Origin of the sequence: Psychrobacter sp. UBA6766, from assembly GCF_002453355.1 — a bacterium.
GTDB lineage: Bacteria > Pseudomonadota > Gammaproteobacteria > Pseudomonadales > Moraxellaceae > Psychrobacter.
Genome location: NZ_DKGQ01000004.1, coordinates 73220 through 92590, shown reverse-complemented (window position 1 = coordinate 92590; position 19371 = coordinate 73220). Strand labels below are relative to the sequence as shown.

At 43.7% G+C, this 19371-nt stretch carries 18 protein-coding genes; 12 read left to right on the top strand and 6 right to left on the bottom strand.

The annotated features are described in order from the left end of the window. The first annotated feature begins 125 nt into the window (after positions 1-125). The 7 genes from gshA to B4K26_RS00645 all read left to right on the top strand — a co-directional run bounded on the left by gshA (position 126) and on the right by B4K26_RS00645 (position 7735). The gene (gshA, locus tag B4K26_RS00675; protein ID WP_409521341.1) at positions 126-1709 is read left to right on the top strand and encodes a glutamate--cysteine ligase; all 1584 of its coding nucleotides are present in this window, start codon (positions 126-128) and stop codon (positions 1707-1709) included. 55 nt (positions 1710-1764) lie between these two features. Next, positions 1765-2277, top strand: a complete 513-nt coding sequence (locus B4K26_RS00670; RefSeq protein ID WP_296242964.1) for a disulfide bond formation protein B — start codon at positions 1765-1767, stop codon at positions 2275-2277. Positions 2278-2715: 438 nt separating this feature from the next. Then, positions 2716-3348: a copper resistance protein NlpE gene (locus B4K26_RS00665; protein ID WP_296242963.1), complete on the top strand. Its 633-nt coding sequence runs from the start codon at positions 2716-2718 to the stop codon at positions 3346-3348. Between the two features lie 181 nt (positions 3349-3529). Continuing rightward, positions 3530-5038 (top strand): UDP-N-acetylmuramate:L-alanyl-gamma-D-glutamyl-meso-diaminopimelate ligase, encoded by a 1509-nt coding sequence (gene mpl / locus B4K26_RS00660; RefSeq protein WP_296242962.1) that lies wholly within the window; start codon positions 3530-3532, stop codon positions 5036-5038. 337 nt (positions 5039-5375) lie between these two features. Beyond that, complete coding sequence (locus B4K26_RS00655) at positions 5376-5630, top strand: GlsB/YeaQ/YmgE family stress response membrane protein (RefSeq protein WP_296242961.1); 255 nt, start codon at positions 5376-5378, stop codon at positions 5628-5630. 217 nt (positions 5631-5847) lie between these two features. Further along, positions 5848-6402 (top strand): peptide deformylase, encoded by a 555-nt coding sequence (gene def, locus B4K26_RS00650; RefSeq protein ID WP_296242960.1) that lies wholly within the window; start codon positions 5848-5850, stop codon positions 6400-6402. 157 nt (positions 6403-6559) lie between these two features. Then, positions 6560-7735 carry a type III PLP-dependent enzyme gene (locus tag B4K26_RS00645; protein ID WP_296242959.1) on the top strand — a complete coding sequence of 392 codons (1176 nt, stop codon included), beginning with the start codon at positions 6560-6562 and terminating at the stop codon, positions 7733-7735. Between the two features lie 155 nt (positions 7736-7890). Here the strand turns inward: B4K26_RS00645 and B4K26_RS00640 are convergent, their stop codons facing one another. From B4K26_RS00640 to dnaJ, 3 genes are all read right to left on the bottom strand, one after another. Then, positions 7891-8805, bottom strand: a complete 915-nt coding sequence (locus B4K26_RS00640) for a hypothetical protein (protein ID WP_296242958.1) — start codon at positions 8803-8805, stop codon at positions 7891-7893. Between the two features lie 81 nt (positions 8806-8886). Beyond that, a complete protein-coding gene (gene dapB, locus B4K26_RS00635) occupies positions 8887-9729 on the bottom strand; it encodes a 4-hydroxy-tetrahydrodipicolinate reductase (RefSeq protein ID WP_296242957.1) in 843 nt (280 codons plus the stop codon). Positions 9730-9897: 168 nt separating this feature from the next. Further along, on the bottom strand, positions 9898-11025 hold the full coding sequence (gene dnaJ, locus B4K26_RS00630) for a molecular chaperone DnaJ (RefSeq protein ID WP_296242956.1): 1128 nt from the start codon (positions 11023-11025) through the stop codon (positions 9898-9900). A gap of 426 nt (positions 11026-11451) precedes the next feature. On the opposite strand from dnaJ, the gene B4K26_RS00625 reads away from it, so the two are divergent. Beyond that, positions 11452-12105, top strand: a complete 654-nt coding sequence (locus tag B4K26_RS00625; protein ID WP_296242955.1) for a DUF2939 domain-containing protein — start codon at positions 11452-11454, stop codon at positions 12103-12105. Between the two features lie 141 nt (positions 12106-12246). On the opposite strand, the gene B4K26_RS00620 is transcribed toward B4K26_RS00625, so the two are convergent. After that, positions 12247-13311 carry a disulfide isomerase DsbC N-terminal domain-containing protein gene (locus tag B4K26_RS00620; RefSeq protein WP_296242954.1) on the bottom strand — a complete coding sequence of 355 codons (1065 nt, stop codon included), beginning with the start codon at positions 13309-13311 and terminating at the stop codon, positions 12247-12249. A 346-nt stretch (positions 13312-13657) separates the two neighbouring features. Beyond that, positions 13658-14362, bottom strand: coding sequence for a pseudouridine synthase (locus B4K26_RS00615; protein WP_296243115.1), 705 nt, complete (start codon positions 14360-14362; stop codon positions 13658-13660). A gap of 193 nt (positions 14363-14555) precedes the next feature. Here B4K26_RS00615 and B4K26_RS00610 point away from each other — a divergent pair, with 193 nt between their 5' ends. The 4 genes from B4K26_RS00610 (at position 14556) to B4K26_RS00595 (ending at position 18207) form a co-directional block, all read left to right on the top strand. Next, the gene (locus tag B4K26_RS00610) at positions 14556-15149 is read left to right on the top strand and encodes a YigZ family protein (protein WP_296242953.1); all 594 of its coding nucleotides are present in this window, start codon (positions 14556-14558) and stop codon (positions 15147-15149) included. 130 nt (positions 15150-15279) lie between these two features. Further along, positions 15280-16329 carry a YheT family hydrolase gene (locus B4K26_RS00605; RefSeq protein ID WP_296242952.1) on the top strand — a complete coding sequence of 350 codons (1050 nt, stop codon included), beginning with the start codon at positions 15280-15282 and terminating at the stop codon, positions 16327-16329. Between the two features lie 58 nt (positions 16330-16387). Further along, positions 16388-16930, top strand: a complete 543-nt coding sequence (locus B4K26_RS00600; protein ID WP_296242951.1) for an acyl-CoA thioesterase — start codon at positions 16388-16390, stop codon at positions 16928-16930. Between the two features lie 221 nt (positions 16931-17151). Beyond that, positions 17152-18207 (top strand): NAD(P)H-dependent flavin oxidoreductase, encoded by a 1056-nt coding sequence (locus tag B4K26_RS00595; RefSeq protein ID WP_296242950.1) that lies wholly within the window; start codon positions 17152-17154, stop codon positions 18205-18207. Here B4K26_RS00595 and B4K26_RS00590 read toward each other — a convergent pair. After that, positions 18200-19174, bottom strand: a complete 975-nt coding sequence (locus B4K26_RS00590) for an alpha/beta hydrolase (RefSeq protein WP_296242949.1) — start codon at positions 19172-19174, stop codon at positions 18200-18202. The two genes, B4K26_RS00595 and B4K26_RS00590, sit on opposite strands and share 8 nt — an antisense overlap. Positions 19175-19371 lie beyond the last annotated feature (197 nt).

Sequence of the window (19371 nt, the reverse complement as noted above, 5' to 3'; positions counted from 1 at the left end):
CTTACTGTATTTGTAATTGTACGTGGTTTTTGGAGCAGCTTTGGGCTAAACTGACGAGATTCTATAACCCATTTTTGTGGTCGGACAACAATTGTATTTCGGCCGATTATAATGAATAACAACAGATGACTATTATGAGTAATTTTGCGAGTAGCTTTGTCGATTTTGAAATTCCAAACTGGTTTGATAGCAAGCATTTAGCGGGCATGCTCCGCGGTATCGAAAAAGAAGGTTTGCGCGTGAAACCCGATGGTTATTTGGCACAAACGCCACATCCGACCAAGCTTGGCTCAAAGCTGACGCATCCGTTTATTACCACCGACTATTCAGAAAGCCTACTTGAACTCATCACTGACCCTAAGACTTCTCCGAAAGAGACGCTTATCATGCTGCGTCAGCTGCATTTATTGGTCTATCAAGGTATTCCTGAAGGCGAGCTGATGTGGCCGCTATCGATGCCTTGTATGCTATCATCCAACGATACCGATATTCCATTAGCGGACTATGGCAGCTCTAATACGGGACGACTTAAGACATTATATCGCAGCGGGCTTGGTATCCGTTACGGTCGCCGAATGCAGACGATTGCAGGACTTCATTATAATTTGTCTTTTGGTGATGATTTATTCAGCGCATGGCAAACCCAAACGCCCGCAGCGCAAGATCTGAGTCTGACTGATTTTAAAAATGACAAATACTTGGGACTTATTCGTAACTTTAAGCGTCTGACCAGTTTGGTTCTTTACCTACTAGGTGCCAGCCCTAGCGTTTGTCCTTGTTTTGTCGCTGGAATCGACCATGATCTAGAGCTGCTTAATGACTCGACCTATTATAGACCAACTGCCACCAGCTTACGCATGGGCAAGCTTGGCTATACCAATAGCGTACAAGAGCATCTTGATATTCGATATAACAATTTACCCGAGTATATCAAAGGTCTGCGCCGTGCGATTCAAACGCCGCATGAGAGCTTTGAGAAACTGGGCTTAGACGATGCAGATGGCAATCCGATTCAAATTAACAATCATATTCTACAAATAGAAAATGAGTATTATAGCCCGATTCGCCCAAAACAAATCGCCGAAAGTGGTGAGAGTCCAACCGAAGCGCTTGAGCGCCGCGGTATTGCTTATGTTGAGTTTCGCGCTATCGATCTCGACCCTTATAGCGACATTGGTATTCGCTTATCTAGCGCCTGCTTTTTAGAAGTCATGGCGCTGTATTGCTTACTCAATGATTCGCCAGAGCTCATGCCAGCAGAAGAAGAGGCGTTGGCTGTCAATTTGGAGCGTGTCGTCAACGAAGGACGTCGCAAAAACTTGCAAATTATTAATAATGGCGATGAGCAAACCCTTGAAAGTTGGATGCTTACCCATCTAAGCCGTATGCAGCCGTTGGCAGAGCTGCTTGACGCTCATTATGGTGGCAATGACTATCGGACGGCGATTGCTTTAATGCAGGGTAAAGCAGGTCACCCTGAGTCGACCATTTCTGCGCAAGTCAACTCTGATAGTAAACGCTTAGGCAGCTTATGGCAGCTTGGCTTTACCTTAGCGCAGCAGCATCGTGAGTCGCTATTACAACAGACTTTAAGTCCAAATACGCAAGCGAAATATGAAGTACTGGCCGAAAAATCTATCTTAAAACAAGCTGAGCTCGAAGAAGCTGAAACCGAAGACTTTATGGATTTTTTACAGCAGTATCGTTAACACTTTATGAGATTTTATCTTTTAACCTTAAGTACTTAATAAGAGTATGTGCTCTATGCGAAAGCTGTTAACTTACCGTAATTTGCAAGTATTGTTAGTGATAATGGCCGTGATAGGCATGAGTTTTGCGCTATTTTTCTTACAGCGCTATATGGGATTTTCGCCTTGTCCGCTGTGTATTTTTCAGCGTGTTGGGCTAATGGTCATGGGCGGTTTTGCTTTAATTGCGGCGGTATTTAATCCCAAATCAATGGCAGTACGTTTGATACTATGGCTTGGTAGCTTAGCAGGTATTGGTTGGGCGGCAATCGTCGCAGGGCGTCATGTTTGGCTTCAGCACTTACCTGCCGACCAAGTGCCCTCATGTGGACCCGGCTTAGATTATTGGCTTGATACCCTACCGATGCAGCAAGTATTAAAAGAAGTATTTGCTGGTTCTGGTGAATGCGCGTCTATTGAGTGGACGTTTATGGGTTTAAGCATCCCTGAGCAATCTTTGATTTTATTTAGCGTTTTGATATTGGTACATTTGCTGATATTGTGGCGTATCGTGCGCCCTGTGCCGTAGCCTGCTTTTACTGCCCTTATGAGTAACCAATAACCGTCCTGCACCAATGCATGGACGGTTATTTTGCTTTTAAGGTTTATTTTTATACTCTATTAAAGCCATTTTTAGCACGGTTAAAGCAATAGCGTTTAATTAACGACACGCTCTAGTCACTTTTACACTTTGATATATCCAAGGTGTTTATTTACCCTAATGGAATAACGGTAGTCTTAATTGCACTTTAAACGTATATAGCCAGTGTTTGCAAAGCCTCAGCGCGAGGTTTGTTATCAAAACCATGAGGTCTATCACATAATTTAACGAAGTTAGGGTCGCAAGCGTTGCCTGTTGGCGCTAAGATTGTCCCTCACAATTTCTTTAACTTTTACCAAGACTTTAATTAGTTATCCTACTGACAAGGCTTAAACCCACTATTAAAAAATGTTTTTTGGTAACGCTATGATTACTATCTTACCCTATTCCTTTGCTGCAATTACTGCTATGAGGCGCTGTACGCGCCCCTTGCTAGCGCTGCCGCTCTGTTTGCTACTCACGAGCTGTGATAGTGCGTCATCTTCTACGACTGCCAATAACACAACGACGCAAGGTGTTCAGACTACCAATAGTGTCGCACTTGCTGACTTGCAGGATGTTGATGTTCAAAATAACCTGACCGACAATTCAGTGGATGAGGCAAATAATGCAGAAGGCCAATCACTGATAGCAGCGGCAAACTCAAGTGATAACAGTCGCCGCGCGCCGATGATTTCGGCCGCCAGTAGCGACAGCAGCTTGCAAGCCACCTTGATGGGCGATTATGGCGGCGTGGTACCGTGTGCTTCTTGCGATAATATCGAGGTCACCTTAAATTTATTCGCTGATGGCTCTGTGCTAAAAACCAGTGTTTTTAATGATGCAGCGCCGACCGTTCCGCCTTTGTTAGAATCAGGGGTTTATCGCCAAGATGACGATAAAATCACCATCGTTTATGAGAGAAAAAATATCGAAATCTATCAAATCAGCGACAATCATTTGATTATGATGGATGCTGATGACAAGCCTAACGATGACTATACCCTATCTCGTAAATAAACAGTCGTATATAAGTAAATTTGACAATCTAAACAACGCCTACTTGCTGGGCGTTTTTTATTGGTCATCCTCTGGTGTTTACTTTACAATGAGCCTTTGACTACTGAGCCGTCTGCGCTACTAAGATGAGCAGCCGACTTTATAGTTTACTCCCCTTTATTCAAGCATGTACGGAACGTCTATGCATATTCATATTCTTGGTATTTGTGGTACTTTTATGGGCTCGCTGGCACTACTTGCGCGCGCGCTTGGGCATACGGTTACAGGCTCAGATGCCAATGTTTATCCACCAATGTCCACCCAACTTGAGAATGCGGGCGTGACCATTGCCGAAGGTTATCTAATAGAGCATTTGCAGCCAACGCCTGATTTGGTCGTGGTTGGTAATGCTATGAAGCGTGGCATGGATGTTATCGAATATATGCTCGATAGCGGCCTGCGCTATACCTCAGGGCCGCAGTTCTTATCCGAGCAAGTGCTGCAGTCGCGCCATGTTATTGCGATAGCAGGAACGCATGGTAAGACCACAACAACGACAATGCTAGCGTGGATATTACATTATGCCGGTATTGATACAGGATTTTTAATCGGCGGCGTGCCATTGGTTAATACTAGTGATGAACACCTGCAACAGGTCTTTGCCCATAGCAGCTATTTGGGTGCTAAAAAAGTCGCTGATGGCAGTGGAGAAAAAACCGGCTACTTCGTTATTGAGGCTGATGAATACGATTCAGCATTTTTTGATAAGCGCTCAAAGTTCGTCCATTATCGTCCACGTACCGCTATTTTAAATAACCTTGAATTTGACCATGCCGATATTTTTGCCGACCTTAATGCTATCCAGACTCAGTTTCATCATATGATTCGCATGATTCCAAGTACCGGTAAAATTATCATGCCAGCCGCCACCATGAGCTTAGAAGAGACTTTGGCAAAAGGCGTTTGGACGCCGGTTTGGCGGACTACGGTTACTGATAGGGAGTCAACTGACCATAACAATAACAATAACAATAACAATAACGAACAAAATACACAGCACACTAGCGACTGGCAAGCCAAGCTTATCAGCGCCGATGGTGGTCAATTTACCGTCAGTTTTGCTGCTGATAAACAAGCAACAGGAATGGTCGATTGGTCAATGAGCGGCATTCATAATGTCAATAATGCGCTGGTTGCGGTTGCCGCCGCTTATAATGTTGGTGTCGATGTCAAAACTGCCTGCGCGGCATTATCCGCTTTTGCTGGTATCAAACGTCGTATGGAGCTGATTGGCGATATAAATGATATTTTAGTGTTTGATGATTTTGCTCACCACCCAACCGCTATTACCACCACTTTAGATGGTGCCAAAAAGAAATTGGAAGACAGACGACTTTGGGCGATTATTGAGCCGCGAAGTAATACCATGAAAATGGGTATTCACCAAGACAGCTTGGCTGAGTCCGCCGTCCTCGCCGACCACACTTTATGGTACGAGCCTTCGGGACTAGAATGGGGATTAAAAGATGTCATTGAAAATGCTCAGGCTACAAACCCAAGTATGGCGAACCAACAGGTGCTTTCTAGTGTCGATGCTATTATTGCTCACATCCAAACGCACGCAAAAGCAGGCGATGCGATTGTAATCATGTCGAATGGTGGCTTTGAAGGGATTCATCAGCGCCTATTAACTGCGCTGCGCACTAATTGAATTTATCGATAAGAAAGTAAACTTATTACAGTATCACGGTTTCTAAGAGCCTAGTTCGTTAAACGAGCTAGGCTCTTTTTATAGTTTATTTTCTTTTTAAAATCCATACAGTATTGCCACCGATGATTGCTTACATTAGCGACTTTACTACCTTTGTAACCTACCGTTTACCTATTTCATCTGCTTGATAGCAAATATGGCTTTTTTCTCACATAGCCCGTACACAGATAACATTTTGTGCTTACTTTTTATTTTCAGGAATGTCTACAATAAATTCATCAAACAAGTAACACATTATAAATGAAACCATAAATGAAAATATATTAGGAGAATAAAAATGAGCTTTATTTGGATGATTATTGTCGGATTGGTCGCAGGTTTATTGGCGCGCGCTATTAAACCAGGAAACGATCCAATGGGTTGGATTATGACCATTGTATTGGGTATCGTTGGCGCGATGCTTGGTGGCTTTGTTGCAGGCTTAGTTGGTATCAATGCTGATGGCGGCTTTACTGGTCTTATCTTCTCAGTGATCGGTGCGATTATCTTGCTGTTTATCTATGAGATGATTATGAATAAGCGCCGCGTATAACTTTATTTTCTTTATAAATAAATATTCCGTTTAAAAGGTCTTGTGCAATCAAGGCCTTTTTTATGGTTTCTATTTTCCTTATCAATTTATAAGTGCTAGATTTTTCTTATATTTATTGGGAACAATATTGGTGGTCCTGTATTGATAAGCATTACTTTTGCCCCCATTTATCTTATAATATCAGACCTATTTTATCTTTATCATTGAGGTGAGCCTTATGGCGTTACTCCCTATTTTAAGTTATCCCGACCCGCGCTTACGCACGATTGCAAAGCCTGTCAAGGAAGTCACGGCTGAAATCAAAACCTTAATCGCTGATATGATTGAAACGATGTATGATGCGCAAGGTATTGGTTTGGCGGCAAGTCAAGTCGATCGCCATATTCAGCTTATCGTCATGGATTTATCCGAAGATAAAAATAGCCCGCGAGTGTTTATTAACCCTAAAGTGACGCCACTGGTAGAAGAAAAGCAGCCATATGAAGAAGGGTGTTTGTCGGTGCCTGAAGTCTATGATAAGGTTGAACGTCCCAATAAAGTGCGTATCGAGGCTTTAGATGAGAATGGCAACAAGATTAATGAAGAGGTAGAAGGCTTACTTGCCGTTTGCATTCAACATGAAATGGATCACTTAAATGGCGTCATCTTCGTCGATTATTTATCGCGTCTTAAACAAACGCGGGCGCGTGATAAAGTGCGTAAAGTGCTTAAAATTCGCGAAAAACAGGGCGAGCAAACTGCGGATAAACAACCGCAAACCACCAGCTCTTAATTCACTTATCCCTAAGCTAGATTGTGTGTCATTTAATTATTATAGCGAAACTTAATAAGTTGCTATAAGGAAGATTAATAATATAGTGACCGTCATACCCTACTCTCTGGCGTTTTTATTCTCTGACATCTAGTATCTTCATTAAAGGTTTCCCACCATGATCAAAATTGACCAATATTTTGACCCTGCCGGTTGGCAGAAATTTACCAAAGCTGCCGAAGGTCGCGAAACGCCGTTTTTGGTGGTGGATCTGAGCCGTATTAAAACAAAATTTGCTGAAATGGTGGGATTTTTTCCAAAGGCAAAAATTCATTATGCAATGAAGGCCAGCCCAGCAGTTGAAGTCATTAACTTGCTTGCTGAGCTTGGTTCAAACTTCGACTGTGCGTCTATCTATGAGCTTGACCGCGTGCTGGACTGCGGCGTTGAGCCATCACGTATCTCTTATGGCAACACCATTAAAAAAGCGGAGCACGTGAAATACGCCTTTGATAAAGGTATTGATTTATATGCGACCGACTCAGAAGCCGATTTAAAAAATATCGCGAAACATGCCCCAGGTTCAAAAGTATTTGTGCGAATCTTAGTACAAGGGTCAGAGACTGCTGAATGGCCGCTATCACGTAAGTTTGGTTGTCATCCAAATATGGCAATTGACCTATTGATTCAAGCGCGTGATTTGGGATTAGTGCCTTATGGCATTTCATTCCACGTTGGTAGTCAGCAAAAAGATGTTGCTGCTTGGGATGATGCGCTTGCCAAAGTCAAATATATGTTTGACTGGATGAGAAATGAAGAAGGTATTAAGCTGCAAATGATCAATTTGGGCGGCGGCTTTCCAGCGAACTATATCAGCGAAGTTAATCCAATAAAGGTATATGCTGAAGAGATTAGTCGCTATTTGACGGATGACTATAATGAGGACGAGATGCCAGAAATCATCCTTGAGCCTGGCCGTTCATTGGTTGGCGGCTCGGGCGTCTTAGTCAGTGACGTGGTTTTGATTTCTCGTAAATCAGATACGGATTTGACGCGCTGGGTCTATACCGATGTGGGATTATTCCAAGGCTTGATTGAAACCTTAGGTGAAGCAATCAAATATCCGGTTTACACACCTAAAATGGAAACGTCAACAAGCGAAGGTACAGTCGTGTTGGCAGGTCCCACTTGTGACTCAACCGATATTATGTATGAAGAAGCAGGTTATCAGTTGCCAGAAGAGCTAGAAATTGGTGATAAAATCTATTGGCTGACCACTGGCGCTTATACCAATTCGTATTCATCGGTTGAATTTAATGGCTTCCTACCTTTAGAGGTGTTTTATATTGATTAGTTTTTAAGTAATTATTAGCAATAAAAAAGCGCGGCACTGTCATCAGCAGTACCGCGCTTTTTTGTGTTTATTTATATTTTTTATAAATACTTTCTATTCATATCATCAATAACAAACTGCATTAATAACAATTAATGTTAATGGTTAAATACTCACTACTGCACTAAGAGCGAAATTGGTACGCTATTGCTGCTATTTATCGTTCGATTACTGCCATAACCTGAAGTTTGAGTTTGGTTGTTCTGTGAAATTTGTCCGATAGTGACCCACTGCCCGCGTGGAACAATGATGGTGCTATTCAATCTTTGCCCTTGCACGCTACTGTTATTATAGCCGTAGCGATTAGAAGAACGATGAGCGCGCACGAGCTGCTCTTCAACTTGGGTCAATTGTACTTCGACTTGCCCATTTGGTAATAACCTTGGCATCACAGAGATCCCTTGAATTGTAGGTAATAACACTTGCTGCTGAATAACAATCTGCCCCAAAGGGCGCCGATAATTAGGATAATTATTAGCGTTATAAGTTTGGATTAGCGAATAAAGGGTTCCTGTACGAATGCTTGCGGCGCTACCTGCCAGTGTTTGTACTTGATATAAATTGCTGCCTTGCTGCTGGCTGTTACGTTGGTTAATAAACCCTGCACCTTGGATATCGCGACTGCTAATAATAACCTGACCTTGCTGGACATTACTCTGAGTGCTGCTGTTATCGCCAACGCGCACAGCAACCGTTAACGCTTGCGGCTGCCGGTCAATTTGTGCCAATAATTGCTGTACTGCCTGATAATTGGGGGTAGTGGTATGCAACACCAACTTATCTTGATAAGTCGACACTGTACCGCCATCGCGACTGCTATTTAACTCCTGACGCACCGCTGGTAATAAGCTCTCGCCACCATAGGTATGAATGACATAGGTTTGATAAGCAGCTGCCTGAACGACTATTGGCAATACCGTCAAGCCTAACGTAAATACTATAGGACGCGTATAACTTGTGGTTTTGGTAGCTTTTATCATAGCCAGCGTACGACCAAAATAGGCTATAAGATGTTCGCCAAAATTATTCATGTCTGACTCCTAGCAGTCATTCTGCTTTATTAATAAGTAACCGCTAGCAGACCATAAGCAAAAAACCTTAAAATTTAAGCCTTAGTCATTTAAGCCCAAAACATCCTGCATGTTATATTGTCCAACTTCTTGCTTAATCACCCAAGTAGCCGCACGTACGGCACCAGCGGCAAAGGTCATTCGCGCACGCGCGCGATGGGTAATCTCGACAACTTCGCCATCAGCAATAAACATCACGGTATGGTCACCAACAATCTCACCGCCACGAATCGCATGAATACCAATGCTGCCAGCTTCGCGCTTGCCCGTTTGTCCTTCGCGGCCATAAACGGCGACGTCTTTTAGGTTTTGACCACGTGCATTTGCCACGGCTTCTGCCATCATATATGCAGTTCCCGATGGGGCGTCGATTTTATGTTTATGATGGGCCTCAATGATCTCGACATCCGCCTCCATGCCAAAAGCTTTCGCGGCCATGTCGAGCAATTTTAAGGATAAATTAACGCCAGTAGAGTAATTACCAGCATAGACGATAGCGATTTTTTCACTCGCTGCTTTTAGTACCTGCTCTTGTTGCTCGTTAAAGCCCGTTGTGCCAATCACCATCGCGACATTGCTCTCAGCGCAGATTTGCATGTTTTTTTCAGTGGCATCCGGTAAGCTAAAATCAATCAAGACGTCGATGTCATTGATGACGGCAGTTAAATTATCGACAATCTGAACATCTAAACGACCGATCGCGGCAACTTCGCCAGCGTCCGCTCCCACTAGGCTTGATCCTTGACGTTCAATTGCAGCGCTCAGCGTGGTTTGTGGGTTGTCCTGTACCGCTTCAATCAGCATACGCCCCATTCGCCCCCCAGCACCGATAACGCCAACGTTAATAGTTTGTTCCTGCTCTTTTTTTTCTGCTTGTTGATTCATATTTTTATCCTAAAAACTTTCTTATTAATAAATTGATTTATGCATGCTTATTTATCGTAAGTTTAGCAAATATAATAGATAAATGGTTTTTTATAGCCTCAACAAAAAGGCCTATTGTTCCACGTGAAACAATAGGCCTTAAAACCACTTAAACAGTAGCGCTAGCTATTAGTCAAATAAGTCGCCAATCTTTTTGAAGAAAGATCTCTTATGTGGCGATTGTTGATGCTTGCTGTCGCCATCAAGTGTATCTTGGAACTGACGTAACAAGTCTTTTTGCTCGCGAGTCAGGTTCACTGGCGTCTCAATCACCACGCGGCAAATTAAATCGCCTTTCATCGTAGTGCGTACTGGCGTTACGCCTTTACCGCGAACACGCAGCAATTTGCCACTTTGCGTCCCTTCGGCGACCTTGATTTTGACTTTGCCGTCTAGGGTTGGGATTTCGACTTCTTTACCGAGTGCCGCATCGGTAATGCTGACGGGCACGTCCATATAAAGGTCAGCACCTTGACGAGTAAAGACGTCATGCGGTTTCACGCGAACTTCAACGTATAAATCGCCGTTTTGAACGCCTGCGCCGCCCGCTTCGCCTTCGCCTGCTAAGCGGACACGGTCACCATCGTCAACACCCGCTGGGATAGACACTTCAAGCGTGCGCGATTTGTCTTTAACGCCGCTACCATGGCAGTCGGAACAAGGATTTTTAATCTGTTTACCAGAGCCGCCACACTGCGGACAAGTCTGCTGCACAGCAAAAAAGCCTTGCTGCATCCGTACTTGGCCTTGACCATGACACATCTGACAGGTCACGACATCAGAAGCATTTTTGGCGCCTTTACCATCACAAGTATCGCACGGCGCAGGTGCGGTAAAGCTGATTTCTTTTTTGCAGCCGCGAACCGCTTCTTCTAAGGTTAGCTCAATCACATATCGCAAGTCTGACCCGCGACGCGAACGGCCACCGCCACCACGCGATTGACCAAAGATATCACCAAAGTTACCAAAAATGTCGCCAAAGATATCTTGGAAATTACCACCGCCGCCAAAACCGCCGCCGCCCATGCCGTTTTCAAATGCCGCATGCCCCATGCGATCATAAGCCGAACGCTTTTCTTCATCGCTCAATACTTCATAAGCCATCGACGCTTCTTTAAATTTGTCTTCAGCATCAGGGTCATCAGAGTTACGGTCTGGATGGTACTTCATTGCCAGCTTGCGGTAGGCACGCTTAATCTCCTTACTGTCAGCGGTTTTACTGACCCCTAATACTTCATAAAAATCGCGCTTACTCATGGGCTCTCCTATCGTCTTTACAGTCCACCGATCGGTCGATTCATCAACCCGAGTTAATTATCTTCTTTATACTGCCCACACTCAAAGGTTTCACATGAAACAAAGCGGGTAATGAGGAGAAAGAGGATAATTTATGAATCTTGCAAGCGAATACGGCGGGATGCTGCTTAGCCAAATCAATTATTAAAAGTTTGCGCTATTTATGGAGATGACAGCGGTATTTATCAAGCACTAAGCCGTCTAAATTATGAATTATAAGGATTTAAACTTCTTAAAAAAGAATTTATTAAGAATTGAATAAAGGTTTCCATACCGTTATAAAGGTTAGCCATGCTACTATTTAGCGCCACATTGATGTGCATTTAAACACTGTTTTTATTTTTTTATACTGATAACCATTACGTTTGCGATAAGGTAGTATTTTTTATGAAAAAGCTGATCATTTTACTAATCCTGATTGCCGTTGCAATCTTTGCAGGATCACCTTATTACAGTGCTTATCAGCTTAAAAACGCCTATGACGCTAAAGATGGTGCAACTATCGCGGCGGCTATTGATTATGAGCAAGTGCGCCCCAGTATCCAAAATCAATTGACCAGTCAGTTTGCTGTGACCATGACTAAATATCCATTGGTTGCCGAACTCGGTGGTGCACCTTTAACCGAAACTGCCAACAGCTTTATTGTCCAAGCGGTCGATGGCGCTATTACGCCGCAAAATATCGAAAAGCTGATCAATACCCAAGGTCAAGCCAATACGGCAACCAAAGAGCTGGCAGCAGCGTGGGCAATTGCCAGTAACCAAGTCGACCTTAAAAACCTGATTCAAAACTTAATCATTCAGCGCGGTGACGTCAATGCCGTGGTCAAAAATCAAATGCAGCAAATCATGCAAAAACAAGCGGCTGAACTTGAGCAACAAGCGGCGCAAGGTACGGATAGTGACAAGCCAAAACTGGCTTATTGCGGGATTAACTGCTTTAACATTAGCGGTCAGGTGAAAGGTTATCCGCTGACTATTGAGATGCAGCGTGAAGGTTTGATAAATTGGAAAATCGTCGATATTGTTTTACCGCAATAACTGTTACTGTAATAATGGTTGCCGCAATCATTTGCTAAAAATAATTATTAAGTGCAATAAAAAACCGCCCAATAAATGATTTATCGGGCGGTTTTTTATTATGCTCTTACTCAAGTTTTTAGATCACAACTTTATACCTATTCACTTTACGCCTAAAAATTCTAAAAACTCTGGGCTCTCAAAGCTTGCTTGATAAAGGACACCATCTTCGCGGTAAATAGCTGGCGTTGCCATGACCGCAAGCCCTGCCGATTTTTCACGATTGGGCGTGACATGGTTCACGCTACAACTCGCTGGTGCGGGTGTCATTTGACCTTGTAACATCGCCTTATCAAAGGCTTCTCGGCGGCTATCTTCGCTACCTTGACACCAGATAGCACGCATTTGCTCAGGCGACTTTTCATAGATTGGATAACCGATGGTTTTTACCGTCACACCTTTGGCATTGAGCATGGGTAGCTGTTGATGAAGGCGGCGACAATAAGGACAATTGACGTCATTAGCGACATAAATAACCGCTTTCTCAGGACTGGTGGCAGGATAAGTAATCAGTTGGCTGTCGTCTAAAGTTGCAAACACCGACTGATTTTTGCGTTTTTCAAAGTTACTATCAAGTCCTGTGAACTGACCATTTTCAATCACTGATATCTCACCATCAGTGATATATTGTGCGTTGTCTGACAGTAAAAATGGTACCCCTTCTAATGTCGCGCCCCAAATGACACCCGGAACGGCAGTATAAAAGAACGGCGTTTTAGCACTCATGTTTTTAAGCGCGCTCATATTAGCCAATAGATCAGATTTAAGGCTGGCACTAACGGGTTTACCGATTTGAGTAGCAGTGCTACGTTCTGGTATTTTTTTGACGACGCGTTTGCTTGGGTTCTTTTGCAGCTCGCCTTGAATGACATATTTACCGTCTTCGGTGATATGCAGCGGCGGCTGTTCTGCCAAGTTGACTTGATACATATTAGGCAATTTTGAGGGGGCAATAGAGGTAATTTGCGTTTTGATTCCTGCTTGTGTCAAAAGCTGACGCAAACGGCTGTCGGTAGACGTGCTAACGGTGCTAGTAGCTTGCGTACTTTGAAGGGTTTGGTTTAGCTTTTTATTGCCAATATCTGTGGCATTTGGCTGGGCGCAAGCGGTGGTAGTCAATAAAACAACACCAATCAAACTTGTAGATTTCAATATAGGTAATTTCACAGAAGACTGTCCTATTGGTTTTTAATAGCCATACTTTAAAAACATTCATTATTAATAAAGCTAACTATATTATGTAAAAATATAGATTAAAAAAGATAGGCAGACTTTAGCACAAGAGGTATTTTTGCAAAGGGATAATGGCTTAATTTTGCAAAACTGCTACTAAGCTTTAAGAGATAGGCAACACAGACCGCTTGTAGCATTTATTTATAGAAGTGATTAGTGGAAATAACTATTAGAAGTAATGACCAAAAATAATAGACGTTAAAAAAGCAGCGCACTTTTTAGTGGCTGCTCATTTTGAAAATATCTCAGCGGCGTTTTTAAAACGTATCAAAGTAACAATTTAGAATTTAGCGACTTCTTCTGGCGTTAAGAAACGACTGTCGCCTTTATCCAACCCTTCTAGAGTAATATGACCAATACTGGCGCGATGCAGCTCAGTCACTCTATTACCGAAATAGCCCATCATACGTTTGACTTGGTGGTACTTACCTTGCTCGAGTGTCAGACGCGCATGAGTGTCGTCAATAAACTCAAGAACGGCAGGCTTGGTTTCTTCATGATCGCCTTCTAAGAGGATACCTTCAGCCACTTCTTTAACTGCATTGGCTTGCGCTGCTTCGTCCATCGCATCTGCAAGTGTCAATTCATAGATTTTTGCGTGCTCATGCTTAGGGCTAGTGACACGGTGCAACCATTTACCATCATCGCTCAGCAATAACGCGCCCGTTGTGTCGACATCAAGACGCCCAGCGATACGTAAGCTGCCAAGCTCCGGCACTGCAATCAGCTCAGTGACGATAGGGTGTTCTTTGGCTTTAAGCGTGCACTCAAAGCCTTCAGGTTTATGCAATAAGATATAGCGATTGCCCGTAGCAACTGATAATGGCTCACCTGCCCACATCACATCATCATTAGCAATGTCGACATGCTGTCCGGGGTCTTTAATGATCTGATCGTTTACCGTCACTTCACCGGCGTGCAAAATCCGCTTTGATTCTTTACGCGACAGCTCAGTGGCCTTACTAAGAAATTTATCTAGACGCATACGATTAACTACCATCCGTTTTATAACACCTACTGCCCATTAAGTGAACGGCAAAGCACGCAGTCGTAGCTTGCTGGCTATCTTAAATGATGAGAAGTGGTACTATAATAAAAATTAAATGAACACTGCGCCAAATACGGCAGACAATGAAAGTTAGACAAGTTTACCATATCCAACCTAGACCTGATGAAATATGAGTTATCAAACGCTAAAACGGTCGGTCACTGCCCGATTAGAAATTAAGAAATCCGAATTTATCGCTCATGCTTATCCAGTAACTTCACGTGAAGACGCCATGTTTCACGTGGAACAGTTACGTGAGCAATACGCTGATGCTCGTCATCATTGTTGGGCGTATATCATTGGCGATCCCAATAATACTACTAGCGCAGGATTTGATGACGATGGCGAACCAAATGGGACAGCAGGTCGACCGATATTAAATGTCCTGCAGCATAAGTCTATCGGCAACGTGATTATCATCGTCGTGCGTTATTTTGGTGGTATTAAACTCGGCGCTGGCGGTCTAACCCGTACCTATGCAGGCTCAGCACAAGCGGTGGTCGATGAAATGGTACTGCTCCCCTACGTGCCGATGGCAGAAGTTAAGATACTCGCCGAGTTTGCTACCGAAGCGCAATGCCGCTATGTCGTTGAAAACTTGGGCGGTCAAATCAATGACGTTGCTTATAGTAAGCAAGTAGTGTTGACTGTAACGCTTGCTGAAGTAGATATCGAACCCTTAAAAGAACACCTTGCGATGGATGGACGGGTATTAGATGAGTAGCAAGAATGATTGAGTAACCATGCGTTCACTGAGCATTCATTAAATCTTATTGGTTTTGGCAATAACCGTCGGTATGATAAAGTTCTGATTTTAACAACGATTTCTAATAAACATAAAATAAGATTCATATATGCCAACCTCAAAATCGACAAAGCCATTCGCGCCTACCCCTTTTAAACCACCATTTTGGCTAAGCAATCCGCATCTGCAAAGTATCCTGCCCAAGTTTTTTGCGCCCAAAACTCCGACTTATCGCCGCGTGGTCGAAAAAGACTCGTTAGATGAAAGCGATATTGCTTATGACTTTTATGATGCCCATCCGATTAAAACAGCAGAAAATAGCGAGCTTGAGCAAACACCGTTAATCGTCCTGTTCCATGGTATGGAAGGCAGTAGCGACAGTCATTATGCCCGCGCTTTAGCGTATCAGATACACGCGCAAGGTTGGCATTTTGTCGTCGCACATTTCCGTAGTTGTGGCGGTATTCCAGCGAGCGGTCGCGTTTTTTATAACGCCGGTGACACCGGCGAGTTGCATCACATGCTTGAGAACTTGCGCAAAGACTTCGCCCATATCTATGCTGTAGGAGTGTCGTTAGGTGGCAATGCACTGGCGAAATATATGGGTGAGTATGGCGATAAGGCGCTATGTGATGGCGCAGCGGTGATTTCAGCGCCCGTCGATATGTCGTCGGCGGCACTGAGTATGCACAGCTTTTTGAGTCACCGTATTTATACGCCGTATCTACTCAATCCCATTATCAAAAAAGCGCTTGCTAACGACATCACCAAAGATGAGATCGACTCGATCAAGTCGGTCAATCGCATCAGTGATTTTGATGATATCTTTACCGCACCGCGCCATGGCTACCGCTCTAACAATCATTATTATCATGCTTCATCCGCCCTGCCTTATTTGATAAAAGTGACCAAGCCTTTATTATTGATTAGCGCCAAAGACGATCCCTTTCTCGGTTTTACCGCCACGCCAAATGACGTCTCTGACAGCGTCACTATCTTAGATACCGAGCATGGTGGTCATGTGGGCTTCATTCGCTATCGCACGGACAAAGACAAGTCGCCTCATCTTTATAAACAATCGCGATTTGATATCAATTGGTTGCCTGAAACCGTCAGCGCTTATTTTGAGTCTATTGGTGTGGCGTCTAATAAGCTCTGATGCTTAATACTTATTTCAGCTAGTTTTAGACCCACCTTTGAACTTTTGAGATTACACTATGTATCCTTATTTACGCTATACCAAGTCTATCGTTAGGGCGGTCATCGCTAACAGAAAAGGTCAGTCTTTAGATCTAACGCAGACCAGCGAAGTGACAGTGCGCTGTAGTCTTACTGACCTTGATCCAATGCTTGAGATGAATAATGGTAGAGCTTTGACGGTATATGACATCGGCCGTACGGACTTTATCATCCGTACTGGTCTTGGGCGTTTGTTACTCAAAAAACGCTGGGGTATGGTGGTAGCAGGTAGCAATATTCAGTACCGTAAGCGTATCCGTCTGTTAGATAAAGTCGCTATTAAGACGCATATTGCAGGCTTCGATGAGCGTTGGATATATCTTGAGCATTCGATGTGGGTGAAGGGCAAACCATGCTCGTCTATGCTGCTAAGAACTGGGGTTACAGAAGGCGGTAGAGTGGTGGATACCGCCCGTGTATTAGCGGCACTAGGTCGATCTGATTGGAAGTTTCCTCCGTCAGGCTATGTGGCAGAATGGATAGAGAGCGATAAAGATCGTCCGTGGCCGCCGGAGGGTTAGGTTACAGCTAACATATAATCAATTTGCCGTCATTAATGGCGATGAGGTGGTTGAGCTGCTAGTGAATGCGAAATAATAGTCAAAAATCTCAACTACAAACTCGTAGCCAAACCTATTTCTTTTATCGCATAACGAAATAAACATTCTCTAACACGAAGGTCGCTTAGCTTTGGTAAAGTAAGTGAGGTAAAAACCCTAATAACATACAAAGGACGCCCGTCATGACTTTACTTGAGACCCTAAATCTAACCCATCCTATCGTGCAAGCACCGATGGCAGGCGCGACGACGCCAAAGCTGGCGGCGACGGTGAGTAACTTTGGTGGACTGGGCTCATTAGGCGGTGGGACGACAGCACCAGATATTTTAAATGAGCAAATTAATACCCTTAAATCACTGACCGATCGTCCTTTTATGATCAATTTGATGGTGTTATCCGAGCACGATTCTAATACCTTGGATAGCGAGGTTCCTGGTTGGTTAAACGATTATTATGAAAAAAATAATATAGACATGGCGTTACCTGAACGTCCTGCGCTCAATTTCTCTGAGCAACTTCAAGTACTGTATGACAACCCTGTCCCGGTTGCGAGTTTCACCTTTGGCATTATCAGCGCCGAGCAAGTTCAGCGTTTAAAAGATTTGGGAACACGCGTTATCGGAACGGCAAATCATCCTGACGAGGCAAAACAATGGGCTGAGATTGGCGCGGATGCCGTCTGTATTCAAGGCTCGGAAGCCGGCGGTCATCGCGGCGGTTGGTTGCAAGAGAGCGCCAATGATCCACTAGGATTATTGACCCTGATTAGCCAAACGCGCGCTTGCACTGATATTCCGTTAATCGCTGCTGGCGGGATTATGACAGGACAAGCGATTAAGGCGGTGCAAACGGCTGGTGCTGAGCTGGCACAAATAGGCACGGCTTTTTTGACCACGGATAAATGCGGGATTAACGACATCTATAAGCAAGCGTTAGTTGATGCCAGTCTTGGCAAACGCAGTTCGGAGACGCGATTAACGCGCCTGTTTTCGGGCAAGCAAGCTCGCGGATTATTAAACGATTATTTGCGCGACTTTGGTCAATACGAAAGCGCACACAAGCTACCACCCTATCCTCAATTAAATGCCATGACCAAAAACTTACGTGCGAATGCAAAGAGTAATCTTGATCCAGAACATCAGTCTTTATGGGCAGGACAAGGCGTGGCTTTGGTGCGACAAGAGAAAACAACCGAGCTATTAGAGCGCTTGGTCACAGAGCTGTCGTCGACTATTTAGTAGGTGTTTTATTAACGAGCGTCTTTGTCAATGTAGCGCGAAACTTTTTATAATCGTTAGCGGTTTCTTTTACCGCTTCAATCATCGGAACATGACCGACATCCTTCATTGTAATCACCTGCGCTTGTGGGATGATTTTTTTTATGAGATTGACCGTTTCAGGCTTAATCACCTGATCTTTTTCGCCCCAAACGACCAGCGTTGGAATGTTATATTGAGCAATGATTTTGGCGCGCTCCTCGACGCTATCGGTGACGATTTGCTCCAGTATGTTAGATTCTAGGGCTTTATTAGCGATACGTTCTTGAGCAAAGACCGCTTTGACTGACTTAGGAATATAAGGCGGCTTGGTCATCACAAAATCATACATCTTATAAAAATCTTGCTTATTATCTATCAACAGCGGGTTATCCTCTAATGTCGCGCCTTCTAGCGATTTAGGAAGCCCTGCTGACCAAAACCCTGCGCTATCGATAAGCCACAAGCTCCTAACGTCTTTTGGATACTTTGCTGCATACGCGGCACTGATAGCACCGCCCATCGAATTGCCGCCGATATGGATATTTTTCGCTAACCCCTTGGCTTGTAAGAGCTCATGTAAGCGTGTCGCTTGCGCCTCTGAGCGGTAATCTGCTGTCATCGGTTTACTCGAGTCACCAAAACCAAGCAAATCAGGAATGATCAGATGATAGTCGCCTAGCTGTCTTGCGATACGAGTAAAGTTGTCTTTATTGCCGCCAAAACCATGAATGAGCAATAAAGGCTCAGCGTTTATATTGCCATTTTCGGCGTAGACTATTTTATCGCCAGAAGATAGCGTCATTGTTTTGACAGCCAAGTCAGACTTTGAGCGCTCATATTGAACCAGTTTTTGGGTGGTATTGACGGCTAAAGTATTGGGTGCCGTGGTACAACCAACGATTGAAAAACTTAGCAAAGCCGCAAGGCCTAAGCGTTTTAATAGCATCGAAACATCCTTTTTAATATTAGGGTGAGCCCTAGTCTGAATAAATTAAAAATCATTATCCTAGCATAAATTTTTTTTAAAACTGAGTCATAAAAGCAACTCGCTTGTCCACTAAAGTTCATGACTTTTATCTAAAAACGACTATAAAAATAATCATAAAACGTGCCAACGGGTTACAGCTCTAATAAAGACGGCAT

Excerpts from the sequence above, each read along its gene's own strand:
- gshA (WP_409521341.1), top strand. The coding sequence starts at position 126 with ATGACTATTATGAGTAATTTTGCGAGTAGCTTTGTCGATTTTGAAATT.
- B4K26_RS00670 (WP_296242964.1), top strand. The coding sequence starts at position 1,765 with ATGCGAAAGCTGTTAACTTACCGTAATTTGCAAGTATTGTTAGTGATA.
- B4K26_RS00665 (WP_296242963.1), top strand. The coding sequence starts at position 2,716 with ATGATTACTATCTTACCCTATTCCTTTGCTGCAATTACTGCTATGAGG.
- mpl (WP_296242962.1), top strand. The coding sequence starts at position 3,530 with ATGCATATTCATATTCTTGGTATTTGTGGTACTTTTATGGGCTCGCTG.
- B4K26_RS00655 (WP_296242961.1), top strand. The coding sequence starts at position 5,376 with ATGAGCTTTATTTGGATGATTATTGTCGGATTGGTCGCAGGTTTATTG.
- def (WP_296242960.1), top strand. The coding sequence starts at position 5,848 with ATGGCGTTACTCCCTATTTTAAGTTATCCCGACCCGCGCTTACGCACG.
- B4K26_RS00645 (WP_296242959.1), top strand. The coding sequence starts at position 6,560 with ATGATCAAAATTGACCAATATTTTGACCCTGCCGGTTGGCAGAAATTT.
- B4K26_RS00640 (WP_296242958.1), bottom strand. The coding sequence starts at position 8,805 with ATGAATAATTTTGGCGAACATCTTATAGCCTATTTTGGTCGTACGCTG.
- dapB (WP_296242957.1), bottom strand. The coding sequence starts at position 9,729 with ATGAATCAACAAGCAGAAAAAAAAGAGCAGGAACAAACTATTAACGTT.
- dnaJ (WP_296242956.1), bottom strand. The coding sequence starts at position 11,025 with ATGAGTAAGCGCGATTTTTATGAAGTATTAGGGGTCAGTAAAACCGCT.
- B4K26_RS00625 (WP_296242955.1), top strand. The coding sequence starts at position 11,452 with ATGAAAAAGCTGATCATTTTACTAATCCTGATTGCCGTTGCAATCTTT.
- B4K26_RS00615 (WP_296243115.1), bottom strand. The coding sequence starts at position 14,362 with ATGCGTCTAGATAAATTTCTTAGTAAGGCCACTGAGCTGTCGCGTAAA.
- B4K26_RS00610 (WP_296242953.1), top strand. The coding sequence starts at position 14,556 with ATGAGTTATCAAACGCTAAAACGGTCGGTCACTGCCCGATTAGAAATT.
- B4K26_RS00605 (WP_296242952.1), top strand. The coding sequence starts at position 15,280 with ATGCCAACCTCAAAATCGACAAAGCCATTCGCGCCTACCCCTTTTAAA.
- B4K26_RS00600 (WP_296242951.1), top strand. The coding sequence starts at position 16,388 with ATGTATCCTTATTTACGCTATACCAAGTCTATCGTTAGGGCGGTCATC.
- B4K26_RS00595 (WP_296242950.1), top strand. The coding sequence starts at position 17,152 with ATGACTTTACTTGAGACCCTAAATCTAACCCATCCTATCGTGCAAGCA.
- B4K26_RS00590 (WP_296242949.1), bottom strand. The coding sequence starts at position 19,174 with ATGCTATTAAAACGCTTAGGCCTTGCGGCTTTGCTAAGTTTTTCAATC.